The organism is Phormidesmis priestleyi ULC007, assembly GCF_001895925.1.
GTDB classification, from domain to species: Bacteria; Cyanobacteriota; Cyanobacteriia; order Leptolyngbyales; family Leptolyngbyaceae; genus Phormidesmis_A; species Phormidesmis_A priestleyi_A.
This window is the reverse complement of record NZ_MPPI01000007.1, coordinates 178,154-194,623: the sequence shown is the minus strand read 5'-3', so window position 1 is coordinate 194,623 and position 16,470 is coordinate 178,154. Positions and strand designations below refer to the sequence as shown.

The window sequence follows — 16,470 nt, the reverse complement described above, 5'->3', positions numbered from 1 at the left end:
AAAGCTCGAACCATCGTCTTTTAGCTATAGGGAGTAATGATCTGATGATACCTAAATTGAAGAATCGCTCGGCACTTGAAGACACGCTAACCCTTTATTCCAGGATTCTTAATTGTTTCAGGAACTTCGGTAGGTGGTTGCAATAATTACCCAGGTTACGGTTATTAAACCGCTTTAAAGAAGTCTGCATTCTCACACTTTTGGACTAGATCGTAGACTTTATCAGAATCACCCACCGTCAAAACTATTTTGCACTGTGAAAGTAGGATCAGGCAAATGGAATTACTTGAAGTCGATGCCCTGGATACTTTATATGGGTGGCAGCGTGGAACGGGAGATTGGGCAGGAGTGCGGGCGGCGATCGCTCGTCAAGATCCCATACAAATCATTCAGGAAGCTGGATCAACGAGATGGCAGTTTCTTCTGCCGCCTGATCATTGCTTCTATTTTGGCTTTCCTGACTACACGGCAACCACGCGAGAAAAGCCTCCCGAACCCAAGGCGCGGATTTGGATTAGCCCTCTCCAAAGACGGTTTGCGCCCGAATCGGTTTTGCCAAAAGTGCAGTGGCATCCTAGAGTGCTTTGGGTGGGAATCGGTTGTCAACGCGGAACGCCAGAGCCACTAATCGAATACGCCATTCAGAAAACTTTGCGATCGCATCACCTCGCAGAAGCCGCGATCGCCGGAATTGCCACGATCGACCGCAAAGCCAACGAAGCGGGACTCGTGAAATTTTGTAGCGATCGTAATTTTCCTTTACGACTCTTTTCTGCTGAAGCCTTGAGCGCTGTCACCGTCCCAAATCCGTCAGATGCCTTTGAGATTGGGACGTTTAGCGTTGCCGAAGCTGCCGCGATTTTGGCGACTCTGCCTTATAAGACGGCTGATTCTGCAATTCAAAGTTCTCTGCGGGTTGAAAAAAAAATCATCCGAGTCGAAGAACAGCCTGGATCTGTGACGGTGGCGATCGCGCAAGCTGATCGAGAATATACCGACGACCCTACACTAATAGAGGACGTTCTCTCAATCCTCAACCATGACCCATAAACCTTTGGTATTTTCTAAAACGTTGCTCTCCAGAGTCATCTCTCTGCTGCTAGTGGTTTTGGTCTGGTGTGTTAGTGCCCTTCCTGCACAGGCAGCGGCATCTGCGGCAGCCAGTGGCAAATCGCTCGACTACTCAAATGAAGGATTAGCAAACAAAGACTTTTCGGGTGCAGACCTACGCTCAGAAGAATTTCCGGGTGCTGATCTCGATCAAGCCAATTTCATCAACGCCAATTTAGAAGGAGCAGTTTTTAGCACTTCTACCCTAAAAGAAACCAATTTTCAGGGCGCAAACATGAACCAGGTGATGATGGATCAAGTCCGGTTGTCTAAGGTGAACTTAAATGATGCAGTGCTCACCGATGCTATGTTGCTGAGAACTATATTTAAGGATGTGACCGTCACAGGTGCCGATTTTAGTGGTGCAATTTTGAGCGGTCTTCAGGTGAAAGAACTCTGCAAAGCGGCAAGCGGTGTCAACCCAAAAACGGGTGCAGATACGCGAGAATCGTTGGGATGCAAATCATAGCTTAAAAGCCTCATCTCTAAATGCGATAAGCTGACAACGACTGATCACTGGGAGAATTCTGTCTTATGTTTTTTTGGCGATTGGCTGCATTTTTACTGGCTTTAATTCTGTGCAGTCATCCCCTACCCGCTCAGGCGTTAGACTATCCGCCCCCGCTTTCGTTTAGCAACGCTGAGTTGTCTCGAAAAGATTTTTCGGGGCAAAACTTACGATCGGCAGAATTCTCAAACACCAATCTCGAAAGCACAAATTTTGCTAATGCCGAAATGCAGGGCATTGTTTTGAGCGCTTCGGTGCTGACTAAGACAAACCTGCACGGGGCAAACCTGACGAATGCGTTGATGGATCAGATTAAATTCACTGAGGCAAATTTGAGCGATGCGATTTTGACAGAAGTGATTTTGTTGCGATCGACCTTCGATCGGGTAAACATCACGGGCGCAGATTTTAGTGATGCGATTCTAGACGGTGCCCAAGTTAAGGAACTTTGTCAAACCGCCCAAGGCGTGAACTCTAAAACGGGTGTTGATACTAAAGAGTCTTTAGGCTGTGATCAACAATCCCAATCTGCGGATAATATTTTCTCAATGATTCCAAGACTATTTGCTCCGTTTGCCTCACGCGAGGCGTTGCAATGAAGCGAGTTGGTGTAATCGGCGGCGGGCAACTTGCTTGGATGATGGCAGACGCGGTTAAAAAGTTGGATGTTGAACTAATTATTCAAACGCCGTCTCCAACCGATCCAGCGGTCTCGATCGCCACTCAAACCATTTTTGCAGCGATCGACGATGCTGACTCGACAGCTCACCTCGCGGCGCGTTGTGATGTCATTACCTTTGAAAACGAGTTTGTCGATTTAGATGCCCTCTTCAAACTAGAAAAGCAAGGCGTTTGCTTTCGTCCCAGTTTAGATGCGCTTAAACCATTGTTGGATAAATATGACCAGCGTTGCTATTTGCGCGATCGTCAGCTTCCTACCCCAAACTTTTTTGCTTTAGAAACAGGTTCTTTGCTGCAAACGACTGAATTTCCGATCGTGCTTAAAACCCGTCGTCACGGCTATGACGGACAAGGAACCTTTATTCTCAAAACGGCTGAAGAACTTGAAGCCATTCTCAAAACTCTCAACGATCAGCCTTTGTTGGTTGAAGAATTCGTTCCGTTTGACCGAGAACTCGCGGTGATGGCAGCCCGATCGCTCACGGGCGAAATCGTCGTCTATCCCGTCGTCGAAACCCAGCAAGAAGATCAGGTGTGTCGTCGCGTCGTTGCCCCTGCCGATCTGCCGCTCTCCATCGTGAGGGAAGTGGAGACGATCGCGCATACCCTTTTAGATAATCTGCAATTCGTCGGCATTTTTGGCATTGAGCTATTTCTCACCCCTGAAGGAAAGATTTTGGTAAATGAGATTGCGCCTCGAACTCACAACTCAGGACACTATACGATCGATGCCTGCGTGACTTCCCAATTCGAGCAGCAACTTCGGGCAGTGTGTGGTCTATCTCTGGGCAGTCCGGCTCTGACCTGTGAGGGGGCAGTGATGATCAATCTGCTTGGATACGAACAATCTGAGAGCGATTATTTAGACAAGCGGCAACAACTCGCCGAGATTCCAGGAGCGGTGGTGCATTGGTATGGCAAGACCGAATCGCGTCTGGGGCGTAAGCTGGGGCACGTCACGGTTTTGCTAGAAAGCGCCTCTGATTTACGTCAACGAGCGATCGAGATTGGTCACACGATCGAGTCCATTTGGTACAGAACTTAAAGTGGCTGTTTGATACCCATTCATTCCCTCAACCATTAGAATGAGAGAAGTTCACTGCGGCGTTGGTGACTGCCAATAATGTTTTATGATCTTGCTTTTCAATAAGGGAATCTAATTACGTCTGGCAGCAGTAGACCGGGCTTGTACCCGGAAACTTTAAGTCTGACGATCGACTCCCACCTGGTTTCGCACCAGGTCAAAAACTGAGGTAAAACGGCGTTGCGGTGAACTTCTATCGAATGGCTTCCCTTACTAGACTAGTGGGGGAATTTTTATTAGAAACTTTAAGCAAAGTCATAAAAATATTAATGTGAGAATTTTATGACATTTGGTAATTTATCTTCATTTAGCTTGAGACTTTAGTCGTCTATCTCTTGAGCAAAGTAGTCTAGAATACAGAGGATTGAAGGGTTAGCGAATCGATATTTTGTGTCCTTTTTTCTACTAAGAATTAGCACAATAAAGTCAACACTTCTTTAATTTTGTTTACTCAAACAATTAATCGGGTCGAAACTGAATTTTGAATTTAAATCAGTTATCACGGTCTACCGTTGTTCCATTTCCAGCCAAGATCCTCAAGCTAGAGAGTGGGCTGACGTTGATTCATCAACAGGTTCCCGCAACCGGAGTCGCAGCAGTCGATGTGTGGGTCAAAGCAGGCGCGATCGTCGAGCCTGATCAGTGGTCAGGTATGGCGCACTTCTTAGAACACATGATTTTTAAGGGCACCGATCGACTTCCTCCTGGCAGTTTTGACGAAGTGATCGAAAACCGGGGTGGCATGACCAATGCTGCAACGAGTCATGACTATGCCCACTTTTTTATGACGACAGCCTCTCAATATCTCGGCGACACCCTACCCTATTTGGGCGAATTGCTCTTAAATGCAGCGATTCCCGATGATGAGTTCGATCGAGAGCGCGATGTCGTCCTCGAAGAGATTCGGCAAACCTATGACAGTCCAGATTGCATCGCATTTGAGGCGCTGGCTGAGAGCGTTTATCAACGTCACCCTTACGGGCGGCCGATTTTAGGCACCGAAGAGATTTTGATGCAGCGATCGCCCGACGAGATGCGGCGCTTCCACCGCGCTCACTATCAGCCCCACAATATGGCAGTGGTGATTGTTGGAGATGTCGCTCAAGATGATGCCATTAAGTGGGTAGAGCGATCGTTCCCCGCGTTCCCGTCTCCGCTCACCTGTCCGCATTCAGAGCCAGAAGCCGAACCTCCGATCGTGGGCATTCGTCGGCAAGAGTTGCGGTTGCCTCGCCTCGAACAGGCGCGATTAATGATGGCGTGGATGGCTCCGGGTGTGGATGACGATCCGCTTCAAAATGCTTATGGGCTAGACCTGATCTCGGTGCTACTGGCAGAAAGTCAATCGGCTCGACTTGTGCAAGAACTGCGAGAAGATCGGCAACTCGTGCAAGCAGTCGGCAGCAGCTTTTCAATGCAGCGAGAATCGAGTCTGTTTACGATCACCGCATGGCTAGAGCCAGAAAATCTAGAGCGAGTAGAAGCACTGATCTGCGATCGCCTCTCAGCTTTGATGACGACTCCCGTGAGTGCAATCGAACTGGCGCGCAGCAAACGCCTTTTGAGAAACGATTATGCCTTCTCGACCGAAACGCCGGGTCAACTGGCAGGGCTTTATGGCTACTATCACACAGTCGCCGGGGCAGAACTATCTGTCACCTATCCCCAGCGCATTCAAGCCTTTAGCCCTGAAGACCTGCAAAACTTAGCGAGTCAATATCTTTCGCCCTATCACTACGCGGCGATCGTGATCAAGCCTCTCTGAACGCCAATTTTTACTCACCAAGGAAACCGTCTCGTGACCTCTAGCGTAATTCCTCAAAGTCGCCAGACCCACCGCACCGTTTTAAAGAATGGCATCGTGGTTCTGGTCGTCGAAAATCCCTCGGCTGATATCATTGCGGCGCGTCTCTTCATTCGGGCAGGAAGTCGATGGGAACTCTCTCATCAAGCGGGTTTATCCCATCTAGTTTCTGCCGTCATGCCCAAAGGAACTGAACGCCTCTCATCTTTAGACATTGCTGAACGGGTTGAGTCAGTCGGCGCAAGTCTCGGTACAGATTCGGCTTCTGACTACTTCTTGTTGAGTTTAAAAACCGTTTCGGCTGACTTCCCAGAAATTTTGGCGCTGGCGGTCGAAGTGCTGCGATCGCCCACATTTCCCGAAGAAGAAGTTGAGTTAGAGCGTCGTTTGACGTTGCAAGCAATTCGTTCTCAGCAAGAACAGCCGTTTACGATCGCGCTCGATCAGCTTCGCTCTGCCATGTATGGGCAGCATCCTTACGCTTTTTCGGGGCTAGGCACGGCCGAAACCGTCGCCCAACTGTCGCGGCAAGATTTACAGCATTATCATCAGACCTACTTCCGTCCAGATAATCTGGTGATTAGCGTGGCAGGTCGAGTTGCTCCAGAGGAAGCGGTGGCTCAGATTGAAGCAGTCTTAGGTGATTGGCAAGTGCCGTCAGATCCTCTGCCGATTTTAGATTTGTCCCCGATTCAGTCAGACCCGCACACGGTGATCAAAACGCAGGACACGCAGCAGTCGATCGTGATGTTGGGCTATCTGGCTCCATCCGTAAACGCCAACGCGCTTGATCTATCCGACTACACGGCGCTTAAGCTGCTCAATACCTATTTAGGCAACGGACTCTCTAGTCGCCTCTTCGTCGAATTGCGAGAAAAACGAGGACTCGCTTATGAAGTGTCTGCCTTTTATCCGACTCGATTAGATGCTTCGCAGTTTGTGGTTTATATGGGCACAGCTCCAGAAAATACCGCGATCGCCTTAGACGGTTTGCAAACTGAAGTCGATCGCCTCCGGTCTACCCGTCTTACACCCGAAGAGTTGCAATCGTCTCAAAACAAAATGCTAGGGCAATATGCGCTAGGGAAGCAAACAAACTCTCAGCTTGCCCAAATCTTTGGCTGGTATGAAACGATCGGGCTAGGAGTTGAGTTTGATACGCGCTTTCAGCAAGAAGTTGCTGCTGTAACCTCAGAAGCGGCTCAAGAAGCAGCAAATCGCTGCTTTGTTGAGCCTTATATTTCTGTCTTGGGGCCGGCTGCCGCCATTGATCTACTGGGTAAGCAAGAGTAGTTGCTCCGATCTGCAACTTTCCTGAAGCAGCCCTCACCCTAGAAGAGGGAACCAGAAATTGCTTGAAAGCCCCTCTCCTGCGGGAGAGGGGTTGGGGGTGAGGGTTCTTCTTAGTCGTACATCAGCGCTTAATCGTCTAGAAGTGCGCCTCGCTGTCTCAGATCGCGCCGAAGATCTCTAGAAAGCTCTGGGTTTTGTCCAAAGCAAGTTCTCTCAACTTTTGCCCCAATCAGGTCGGTGTCGATCAGAATGGCTCCTCGCAAATCAGCGCTGCTGAGGTCTACCCCATAGAGACTAGCTCCACTTAAATCTGTATTGACCAGATTGCTACGGCGCAGATCAGCGTGACCAAAGTTTGCCTCGCTCAAGTTTGCGCCGACGAGTTTGGCTCCGGTTAAGGTGCTGCGACGGACATCGGCATAGCTGAGATTTGCATTAGTCAGGTTTGCGCCTGTCAGGTTTGCACTGACGATCGTCGCTTTCATCAAGTTTGCGGAGGCTAAATCTGCACCAATCAACGATGCTTCGGTGAGAATGGCATTGATCAAATTTGTGTTGGCGAGGTTGGCACTAATCAAGTTTGCCTGGGTGAAATTAGTATTAATCAAATGAGCACCGACCAAGTGAGCGCTCACCAAATCAGCACCCGACATATTTTTAGAACGCAAATCGATCGCGCTTAAATTTGCCTCTGAAAAATCTTGAAGCGGATTTAGCCCTGCGATCAGCGCTAGATCAAAAAAGTCGTCTGTGTCGGCTGTCTCAACGCGCTCGATCAGTTCTCGAATAAGCTGGAGGGATTGATCTTTGGTCATCATCTTTTTCCCCTAACTGAGACAATGTGGGAACGAGGGACTGCACTCAGTTAGGTAGGACTACAGAGCACTGCGGATGAATTTCGCAATGCGCTCAAAAGATTAATGACTCAAAACGGGTTAACTCTCAGGTTGTCTGTGAGAGATGCAGCACAATCAGTCTTTCGATGACTGCTCTTTTGTTATGACTAAGATTTTTAGGAATCAGTCTCTCCAAATTAGGAGCGTTATTCAAACTGTGTTCAGGCGGGTTAGAGAGGAAGTTGTCTTCCGGGGAGGCTTGCCCATTGTTGATTAGTTGATCTGAGTTAGGCATAACTATAACGAATGATGAATCGTTTCAATTTAGCTGGGCGAACTGCACGTTGGAATCCGCGATCGCTACCCATATCTAGGAGCCTCTCGAATGTAGTCTAGTCGATTATTAGAACCGACACATGACCCGATCGGGCGACTGCCTTTCGTCAAAGATAACACTCCCATTTTAGGATACTGACCAATACATCAAACCTTTACTTAGGATCGTGGATTAAATAACCTGTAAAAGTCCTCTGATTTGTCATCGCCGAGACTTTTGCCCCCTAAATCCCCCACGAGTGAGGGACTTTGAAACCAGAGTCTTAGCTCAAAGTCCCCCAGAATGCGGGATTTAGGGGGCTGAAGCCGACCCAAACGCAGCGACAAAGAGTGCTGTACACCGTAGCTCCTGAGGGAGAGGGCGAGAAGTTACACCTTAATAAATCCACGTTCCTTAGTTCCCCAAACCCTATTTTTCGGTCAACGCCCAAGCGCCGTCCCATTCATCAGTTGGCGGATTTTTGAGCCAGTGTTGACAGCGCTCCATATGTAGAGCCGCTGCTTTGTCGTGGCTGTCAATTTCCAAGACCGTCGCAAATCCGGCAACTGCGTGAGCAAATTTGCGATTTAAGTAGTGCCGTCGTGCTTTTTCATAGTGCTCAATCACCTGCTGCTTTTGCTCAGAGACCGTTTCCGATCGCAGCCCTACTAGTTCATAAATGGCAACTGGGTTACTTTTGCCTTTGACTTTAATGAAGTCGAGTTCCCGCGTCCAAATGCGATCGGCGCAGGGGCGATAGGTGCTCTCGCTAATCACAATATCGGTGCCATAGATTTTGGTGGCTCCTTCTAATCGAGAACCGAGGTTAACCCCATCTCCGATCGCAGTGAATTCCATGCGTTTGCTACAGCCAATGTTGCCACTAATCACGGTATCGGAGTTGATACCGATGCCAATTTTGATCGTTTTTTTATTTTCTGATTGACGTTTTGCATTAAAGTCGATGAGCCGATGACGCATCTCAACTGCTGTTTGCACCGACATCCACTCGTGATCGTCTAACGGCAACGGAGAGCCAAAAACCGCCATAATTGCGTCACCGATATATTTGTCGAGAATGCCTTTGTGAGCAAACACGGCATCGACCATCGACTCAAAATATTGGTTGAGCAGTTCGACGACTTCTTCGGCCCCTAACGTCTCAGTCAGCGAGGTGTAGCTGCGAATGTCGGAGAACAAAACGGAGACTTCTTTGCGATCGCCCCCCATCTTGGCAGCATCAGGATTTTCTAACAACTGCTCTGCCAGTTCTTGAGTCATGTAGCGATACATCGTGCTCTTGAGGCGCTTTTCATCGCTGATGTCATCCATGACAACCAGCGCACCAGAGATTTTTTTGCTGTCGTTGGCATCGGCGATCGTATTAATCGACAGGTTAATGCTATGCTGTTCTGCTCCTTGAGCGGGCTGCAAGGTTTGGTCAGGATAATATTGCTGGCGGTTTTTGTCGGCTAGCGCCATGCCAAACCACTTCGAGAAATCTGCTTTCTCAATTTGAACAAGATTTGCGATCGATTTTCCCTCTAACGACTCATTGCTGTCTAAACCCAATAGCTTCTTGGCGCTTTCGTTGGCAGCAATGATATGACCTTCTTTGTCCGTCGAGATTACGCCATTGGAGAGCGATCGTAGAATGTCTCGCTGCATCTGCTCTTGCTGTTTGACCGTCTCAAACAGTTTGGCGTTTTGCAGCGCGACCCCCGCCTGAATGTTGAAGGTCGCCATAAACTCCTGATCGCTGCGATTAAAGCTGGCTTTCCAGAATTCGGGTGCTGCGGGCCAATTTTGGGGATTGTAATTGATAGAGTATCCCTGTTTGTTTTTATTGACGAGTTGAGTCACCCCAATCAGATCGCCATCTGCGTTGCGAATGGGCATGCACAAAAGGCTACAAGTTCGATAACCAGTGGCTTGATCGGTCTTTTTGGCAGTTTCGGCTCCCTCGTGTTCATAAAGATCAAAGGGAATATTGATCACTTCACCAGAGGCAGCGACTTGACCCGCGAAGCCAACCCCGATCGGAAATCGCAGCTCTTTTAAGTTGCCGTCTGCCATCACCACCCGAGTCCAGATTTCGTTTCGCTCTCGGTCAATCAGCCAAAGGGTGCTGCGATCAGCATTCATCAGCTTTTTGGCTTCATCCATGACTCGCATTAGGGTGTCATCTAAGTCCAAACTGCTCTGACTCAGTGATTGAGTGGCTTTAATCAGCGCATTGGCTGCCCGTTGTTTTTGGGTCGCGATGTAGAACGATCGAGACGACTCTAAAATCAGCCGAATTGAGGGCGCAAATTCGACAAAAAGCTGCTCATCGCCGTGAGTGAAGCCCTGCAAGTCAATTCGTTCATCGAGAGGCGTTGAACGATCGCACCCTGGCTTAATCTTATTGATCAGTTGAATGACGGCTACAAGATCGCCCTCGTCGTTGAGCAGTGGCAATGTCAGCATCGTGTAGGCTCGATAGCCTGTCTTTTGATACTGAATCTTTGCTTGCCCCGATCGATCGTCATCAAAAAAGTCGTAGTGAATGTTGATCCCACGTTTAGAGGTGGCGGCTTCTCCGGCAATGCCTTGATCGACCGGAAACCGAATTTCGAGGCTGCGTCCCTGATTGCCCTCAGCGACTGTGGTGTAGAGTTCGTTTTTCTCTTCGTCGAGCAGATAGATAGTGGCGCGATCGGCGTTGAGCAACTCCCCAGTTTTGGTCGTGATCGAGTTGAGCATCTCTTCTAAGATGGTGTCAAACCCTTGTGCATCTAGCATTGAGAGGGTTTGATTGACGATTCTCAGTTTTTGCTCGACCTCGTGGACGACTTCTTTAAATCTGTCCTGCGTCAGTGGCGCCAGGAAGGAAGCAAACTTGCCTTTGGGAGGCGAAAGCGAACTTTTAGTGACAAGGCTAGAGTCAGCAGGCAGGTGAGGGGCAATGCCAAACGAGGATGGCTCGATGATCTCATGACTCCAGAGCGCATCTCGATTGCCATATCGACTGACCTCCACCGCAGTAGATTTGATAGGCGTACGATCGTCAATCAGGGGCGGGTGATTATTTGTAATTGCAGCGTCTTTAGAGACATCACGAGAATTGCGATTAGGTAGGTGAGGAGATGCAGAAGTCATAACGATTTTCAGTGAAAAGCTAGAGGAATGCTTTTTGTCTGAACAAGTGAAAAGTTACAGAAAATTGATCAGTCGTTTGAGTTATGAGCAGCATTGAGTCTCGCTTCTGACTCAAACGACATGTTCAATCTAGGACGATTCTGACACGATCACCAGAGACTAGGTGTACCGATTTCTACCAAGTGAGGAAACTAGCCTCGTTTTTTGAGCACTTTAGGGCAAGTGATGGGTCGAGAATCCTTTGCTACAAAGGAATTTAGCAGATCACTGCTTTAATAAGAAATGTTATCGTTCAAACTCATTCATATACCAATCTGAGGCTGATCTCAGCATTCCCTAATTAGCATCTTTATGATGAGTTCCCTCGACTTTCTTAACGATAAAGCACGACCGTAAGCCACTTTTTTGCCGCTCAGAAGTCATGACGGAGTATTTTCTTAGACAACAGCCTCACGCTGTTTGTATCCAAAAGTAACCTATAAACAGAAAATTTTAATTTAATTCTTCTTGGCTGCTTTTGCCTTGGTCGATCGAGGTTTTCGCACTGGCTCCGAAGCAGGATGATCGACCTGAACTAATCCATTTTCTCGAAGGCTGGCGGCTTGAGCGAGGAGAGATTCTGCAAAGGCAGAAGCCGCATCTTCACTGGAGCCATTAGTAGAGTCGTTGGATTGTCCGCCCGCGAGTTGTGCCAATTCTTCTCGGCGCTGTTGACGATCGAGGGCACTGACTCGCACTACCGTTCGCACGTCGGGAGTGTCCGCGACAACACCGTCTTCTTCAGCATCAGCTTTTGTCTTCCGCTTTTTGCCTTTGGCATGTCCGTTGTGATTAAAATCGATCACCTGCTTATCGACATGAAAGTGGTGGTCTGCCATTGCTGCGACGATCGGTTGGTGAGTGACGCAGAGAACCTGATGATGACGGCTGAGATGATGCAATTTTTCGGCGATCGCTTGGGCAACCCGCCCCGAAACGCCGACATCGATTTCGTCAAAAACGAGCGTTCCGACTGAATCGACCTGCGAGAAGCAAGCCTGTAATGCCAACAGAAAACGGCTCATCTCTCCGCCAGATGCCGTCTCGGTCAACGATTGCAGCGGTTCTCCAGGGTTGGGGCTGAATAAATAAGTGATGCGATCGGCTCCGGCAGAGGTGGGTGAGATGGACGTGATGCCTACTTGAAACTGAACTTTTTCCATCGCTAGGGGCTTCAGTTCTGCGATGAGGCGATTTTCTAAATCCTTGGCGGCAGTTTGACGAAGGTGAGTTAATTTTGCACACACGTCTGTCAATTCAGTTTTGCGATCGTAGGCAGCTTGTTCAAGTTCTTCGAGCGATTGTCCGGCTCCGGTGAGTCCTTCAAGTTCGGCTTGGAGCGATTGTTGAAGCGCGATCGCATCTGCCAAACTCGGCCCGTACTTGCGGCAAATCTGCTTGAGTTCAATAATCCGCTCTTCTACTTCTTGCAATCGCCGGGGATCGGTTTCTAAACTATCTCCATAAGCGTTGATTTCCTGGCCAGCTTCTTCAACCTGCGTCAAGGCTGAGGTGACAAGATCCAACACGGGCTGAATCTGCTCGTCATAGCGCAGCATATCAGTCAGCAATGTCTGAGCTTTGCCCAGCAGATCAGAGCAAGCGTCATCGCCATTTTCGTTTTGGTAAAGGGCTTGATAGGCCTGATAGCTCTGCTGCTGCAATTCGACGCTGTGACCGAGACGCTTTCGCTCTTGCTCTAACTGATCGAGTTCGTCGGGTTGGCTGAGGTTGGCGACATTGAGTTCTCGGAGTTGATATTCAAATAAGTCAAGCTGCTGAAGCCGTTGTTGCTCGGAGTGACGACGCTTTTCGAGGGCTTGAGCGGCTTGCTGATAGCTCGACAACGCCTGACTGACGGCTTCTCGCTGCTTGACGATCGCCGTTCCACCAAAGCTATCCAGCCAATCTCGTTGCAGGCTGGGCTGACCTAGTTGAACGGTTTGCCCCTGAGCCGTGATTTCTACGAGGCGATCGCGCAGCGATTCCATTTGCTGTTTGTTGACCAGCACACCGTTGACGCGCGATCGATTGCGCTGCCCGCTTCCACTGGCGACGATTTCACGAGTGCAGACCAATAGAGAACCGTCTAAGGGATCGATCTGCTCTGTTTCGAGCCAGTTTTTCATGGCGGAATCAAGCTGAAACGTAGCTTCGACCGAGGCGCGTTCTGCCCCAGTGCGGACGGCTCGATTGGTAACTTTGCCCCCCAAAGCGGCATCGATCGCATCTAAAATAATTGACTTACCCGCGCCCGTTTCACCCGTCAAGACGTGTAGCCCTGAGCCAAAGTCCAGTTCTAGACGGTCGATTAAAGCAAAATTTTCGATTTGCAGAGACAGCAACATGGGCAAATTTCAGGCTGGGGAGTTAGACGCTGGCTGATTGAAATAGAATTGCGATCGCTAGGTCAGACACAAAGATTGTGGTCTGTAGAAATGATTTGGACTTAACGATGGCATTCGTGAAGGTGCCCAATTTAATGTTAACGGTCAGCGAACTGATGGGGTGTTCTTTTTCGCGCTTGTGATAGTAAATTTGTCCTATTTTAATCGGCAAACGCTGAAAAGTAACTCTTTTAACGTCAGTTCGATGAGTTCTTTCGCTTCGTTCTTCAGCGCTTCAGCCCCCTAAATCCCCCCAATTGGGGGACTTTGAACCTAAATTCTGGGCTTGAAGTCCCCCAGTTTTGGGGGATTTAGGGGGCAACCCGGATTTGCAACCGCAGCGAAAAGTTTCATCGAATTCAGGTTTTTTTAATGCTTTGTGTTGACGACACTTGCGCCTTCATCAACCTATTTTGAGAGAAGTGAGAACTGTCTGAGAGGAATTCTCTACAAAATAGTTCGGAAATCCTTCCCTATTCAATGGTCTGTAATTTCTAAAGAAATGATTAACTGAAAGAGAAGAACTTTGTGAGCTTATTGTTACAATACTTTATATACCGTTTCAATCCGGTTTTAACTCCATGAGCGTCATGAACGTTAAGTCTGCTTCTTCTACGACAACCGCCACAGGGCACCCGATCGCGGATGCCGATCGAGAAATGGCGGACTTATCCACCGTCATGACTGAGCATGAATCTGAAATTTTGATCGAGGATGCATACGAGCAGATGGCTCCTAGCATTCACTACGATCCTGATGAGATTGCGGCTCGCTATCGCAAACAGCCCTTCAAGATCTTTGCAAGAACCTTAAATATCTTCCTGCCGTTTGTCTGGTTTGCATTTCGCCTCTGGTGGGATCGAGTCACTGGCGGCGGCGATCGTGCCGAGCAAGGACAAGCGATTCATCTCCGCGAAATGCTCACCAAATTGGGGCCAGCGTTCATCAAAATTGGTCAGGCGCTATCGACCCGCCCCGATCTGGTGCCCCCCAATTATTTAGACGAACTCACCAAGCTTCAAGATCAGTTGCCTCCGTTTCCGAACGAGATTGCGTTTCAATTCATTCGAGAAGAACTAGGGGCCGAACCCCACGAGATCTATGCAGAAATCAGCCCCATGCCGATCGCGGCGGCATCGCTGGGTCAAGTCTATAAAGGCAAGCTCAAAACGGGTGAAGACGTTGCGATCAAAGTGCAGCGTCCTGGTTTGGCTGAAAGCATCGCTGTCGATATGTATATTCTGCGAAGAATTTCTGCCTGGGCGATGAAGCATATCAAGCGAGTGCGGAGCAATTTGGTGGCGATCGCTGATGAACTAGCGACTCGTATCTTCGAGGAAACTGACTACAATCACGAAGGTTGCAACGCCGAACGCTTTGCCGCTCTTTATGGATATCTCCCAGAAATCTACGTCCCAAAAATCTATTGGAATTACACGGCGCGGCGCGTCTTGACGATGGAGTGGATCACAGGCACCAAGCTGACCCAACTTGATGAGATTCGAGAACAAGGCATCGACGCGACCCACTTGATTGACGTAGGCGTACAGTGTTCGCTGCGGCAACTTTTAGAGCACGGCTTCTTTCATGCTGACCCTCACCCTGGCAATCTGCTGGCAATGGCAGACGGCAAACTCGCTTATTTAGACTTTGGCATGATGAGCGAAGTCAAGCCTTATCAGCGCTATGGGTTGATCGAAGCGATCGTTCACCTGGTCAATCGAGACTTTGATGGGTTAGCCCATGACTATGTGAAGTTAGAGTTTTTGACTCCAGATACTGACTTGACTCCGATCATTCCTGCCTTTGCCAGTGTTTTTAACGATGCGCTAGGGGCGAGCGTTGCCGAGATCAACATCAAGAGCATTACCGACCAGCTCTCAGCGTTGATGTATGAATATCCATTTACGGTTCCGGCTTATTATGCGCTGATTATCCGATCGCTCGTGACCCTAGAAGGCATTGCTATCCACGTCGATCCCGAATTCAAAGTGTTGAGCAAGGCTTATCCTTATGTTGCAAAACGATTGCTGACCGATCAATCGCCTCAACTCCGAGAATCACTGCGCGATCTGCTGTTTAAAGATGGCAGTTTTCGATGGAATCGCTTAGAAAACCTGCTGCGAAACGCCCAGAGTAATCAAGACTATGACCTCGATCAAGCGCTTGACCAAGCCGTTGATTTCTTATTCTCAGAGCGGGGTGACTTCATTCGTGCCAATCTGGTGAATGAAATCATCAAAGGTCTAGACTCACTGGGTCAGAGTGTTTGGGACAATGCGAATTATCGATTCCGCAAACAGGTGGGCTGGAAGACTGATCCCGTAACTGTTCCTGAAAATCAGAAGACTCTTGATCACGTCAAAAATATCTGGAATATTTTGCGAGAAACTCGCGGCTTTGATCAGGGCAAACTGCTGGCGTTGCTGCCTCGACTGCTGGTCAAACCCGAAACTCAGCAGATGGGTCAAAAAATTGTGGGCGGTTTAGCGCAAAAACTCGCCGTTCGGCTCTTGCGAGAATTTTTGTTGAGCAATCCGCGATCGCCTCAAGGTGAGATCGTCTACCCGATTTCGCGCCCCGCCTTACCTCCCGCCAAGGCTTTGTCTGAAGTGCAGGTTAAAGCGGTTCAGTTGTAGAAAAAATCCCTATAGAGACTTTCTGACAGACTGTTTCTATAGGGATCTGCGGCGTTCCAGGTCGTCTTCGCGGGCTTCTAGTTCCAGAGCGCGACGATCGAGATCCTGGTTTTTCAACTCAAGCTCAGAGGACTGTACCTCAAACTGCTTTTTTTGACGTTTCAGGTCTTCTTCGAGGGCTTGAATTTGCTCTCGACGGGCTTCTAGCTCAAGTGTGCGGCGATCGAGTTCTTGACTTTGCAGGGTGAGCGATTGTCGCCACTGCTCGGCTCGTTCAGTTTCTTGGTGAAGATAAGCGGGTGTAATGCCGTTGACCAAATAAGTTTCAACGAGTTCTAAAACCCAATCTTTGGCATCTCGAATGCTGAGAATCTGTTGAGTGCTTGATAACTCAACCAGCACTAACGCATTCTCACTGTAATCATTCGCTCTAGTAGAGACGACAAACTCTTCCTCGTGGGCGACTGTCCAGACGTTCTCGGCTTTTTGGGTTGCCAGCAGGCGTAACCCTGCCTTTGAGTAGTTTTTCTGATGAACTTGAGCCAAGTGCAACATTATCGTTTTCTCTACTTGTCTCTGTTGAAAACCGCGATAGGATCAATTGTCTTAGACTGACAACCAGATGGCAACCA

General features: G+C 48.8%; 12 protein-coding genes and 1 other RNA gene. 8 read left to right on the top strand and 5 right to left on the bottom strand.

Features of this window, described 5'->3' with window-relative positions; translation table 11 throughout:
• The first annotated feature begins 276 nt into the window (after nt 1-276).
• The 7 genes from BRW63_RS08745 to BRW63_RS08715 all read left to right on the top strand — a co-directional run bounded on the left by BRW63_RS08745 (nt 277) and on the right by BRW63_RS08715 (nt 6,480).
• A complete protein-coding gene (locus BRW63_RS08745) occupies nt 277-1,050 on the top strand; it encodes a cobalamin biosynthesis protein (RefSeq protein ID WP_073070503.1) in 774 nt (257 codons plus the stop codon).
• Nucleotides 1,040-1,579, top strand: a complete 540-nt coding sequence (locus BRW63_RS08740; RefSeq protein ID WP_073070502.1) for a pentapeptide repeat-containing protein — start codon at nt 1,040-1,042, stop codon at nt 1,577-1,579. Before BRW63_RS08745 ends, BRW63_RS08740 begins: the two co-directional genes overlap by 11 nt.
• 65 nt (nt 1,580-1,644) lie before the next feature.
• A complete protein-coding gene (locus BRW63_RS08735; RefSeq protein WP_073070501.1) occupies nt 1,645-2,217 on the top strand; it encodes a pentapeptide repeat-containing protein in 573 nt (190 codons plus the stop codon).
• Nucleotides 2,214-3,344 carry a 5-(carboxyamino)imidazole ribonucleotide synthase gene (locus tag BRW63_RS08730; protein ID WP_073070500.1) on the top strand — a complete coding sequence of 377 codons (1,131 nt, stop codon included), beginning with the start codon at nt 2,214-2,216 and terminating at the stop codon, nt 3,342-3,344. The genes BRW63_RS08735 and BRW63_RS08730 overlap by 4 nt, the downstream gene beginning before the upstream one ends.
• Before the next feature lie 48 nt (nt 3,345-3,392).
• A non-coding RNA gene (gene ssrS, locus BRW63_RS08725) (6S RNA) lies at nt 3,393-3,576 on the top strand.
• Between the two features lie 288 nt (nt 3,577-3,864).
• The gene (locus tag BRW63_RS08720) at nt 3,865-5,148 is read left to right on the top strand and encodes a M16 family metallopeptidase (protein WP_073070499.1); all 1,284 of its coding nucleotides are present in this window, start codon (nt 3,865-3,867) and stop codon (nt 5,146-5,148) included.
• A 33-nt stretch (nt 5,149-5,181) separates the two neighbouring features.
• Nucleotides 5,182-6,480 carry a M16 family metallopeptidase gene (locus tag BRW63_RS08715; RefSeq protein WP_073070498.1) on the top strand — a complete coding sequence of 433 codons (1,299 nt, stop codon included), beginning with the start codon at nt 5,182-5,184 and terminating at the stop codon, nt 6,478-6,480.
• Between the two features lie 128 nt (nt 6,481-6,608).
• On the opposite strand, the gene BRW63_RS08710 is transcribed toward BRW63_RS08715, so the two are convergent.
• The 4 genes from BRW63_RS08710 to BRW63_RS08695 all read right to left on the bottom strand — a co-directional run bounded on the left by BRW63_RS08710 (nt 6,609) and on the right by BRW63_RS08695 (nt 13,371).
• Nucleotides 6,609-7,298 carry a pentapeptide repeat-containing protein gene (locus BRW63_RS08710; RefSeq protein ID WP_073070497.1) on the bottom strand — a complete coding sequence of 230 codons (690 nt, stop codon included), beginning with the start codon at nt 7,296-7,298 and terminating at the stop codon, nt 6,609-6,611.
• A gap of 763 nt (nt 7,299-8,061) precedes the next feature.
• Nucleotides 8,062-10,773: an adenylate/guanylate cyclase domain-containing protein gene (locus BRW63_RS08705; RefSeq protein WP_073070496.1), complete on the bottom strand. Its 2,712-nt coding sequence runs from the start codon at nt 10,771-10,773 to the stop codon at nt 8,062-8,064.
• 497 nt (nt 10,774-11,270) lie between these two features.
• Nucleotides 11,271-13,160 (bottom strand): DNA repair protein RecN, encoded by a 1,890-nt coding sequence (gene recN / locus BRW63_RS08700; RefSeq protein ID WP_073070495.1) that lies wholly within the window; start codon nt 13,158-13,160, stop codon nt 11,271-11,273.
• A 22-nt stretch (nt 13,161-13,182) separates the two neighbouring features.
• Nucleotides 13,183-13,371, bottom strand: coding sequence for a hypothetical protein (locus BRW63_RS08695; RefSeq protein WP_073070494.1), 189 nt, complete (start codon nt 13,369-13,371; stop codon nt 13,183-13,185).
• A gap of 409 nt (nt 13,372-13,780) precedes the next feature.
• Between BRW63_RS08695 and BRW63_RS08690 the strand changes: the two genes are divergently transcribed.
• A complete protein-coding gene (locus tag BRW63_RS08690) occupies nt 13,781-15,838 on the top strand; it encodes an ABC1 kinase family protein (RefSeq protein ID WP_317615806.1) in 2,058 nt (685 codons plus the stop codon).
• Between the two features lie 36 nt (nt 15,839-15,874).
• On the opposite strand, the gene BRW63_RS08685 is transcribed toward BRW63_RS08690, so the two are convergent.
• Complete coding sequence (locus BRW63_RS08685; protein WP_073070493.1) at nt 15,875-16,393, bottom strand: hypothetical protein; 519 nt, start codon at nt 16,391-16,393, stop codon at nt 15,875-15,877.
• Nucleotides 16,394-16,470 lie beyond the last annotated feature (77 nt).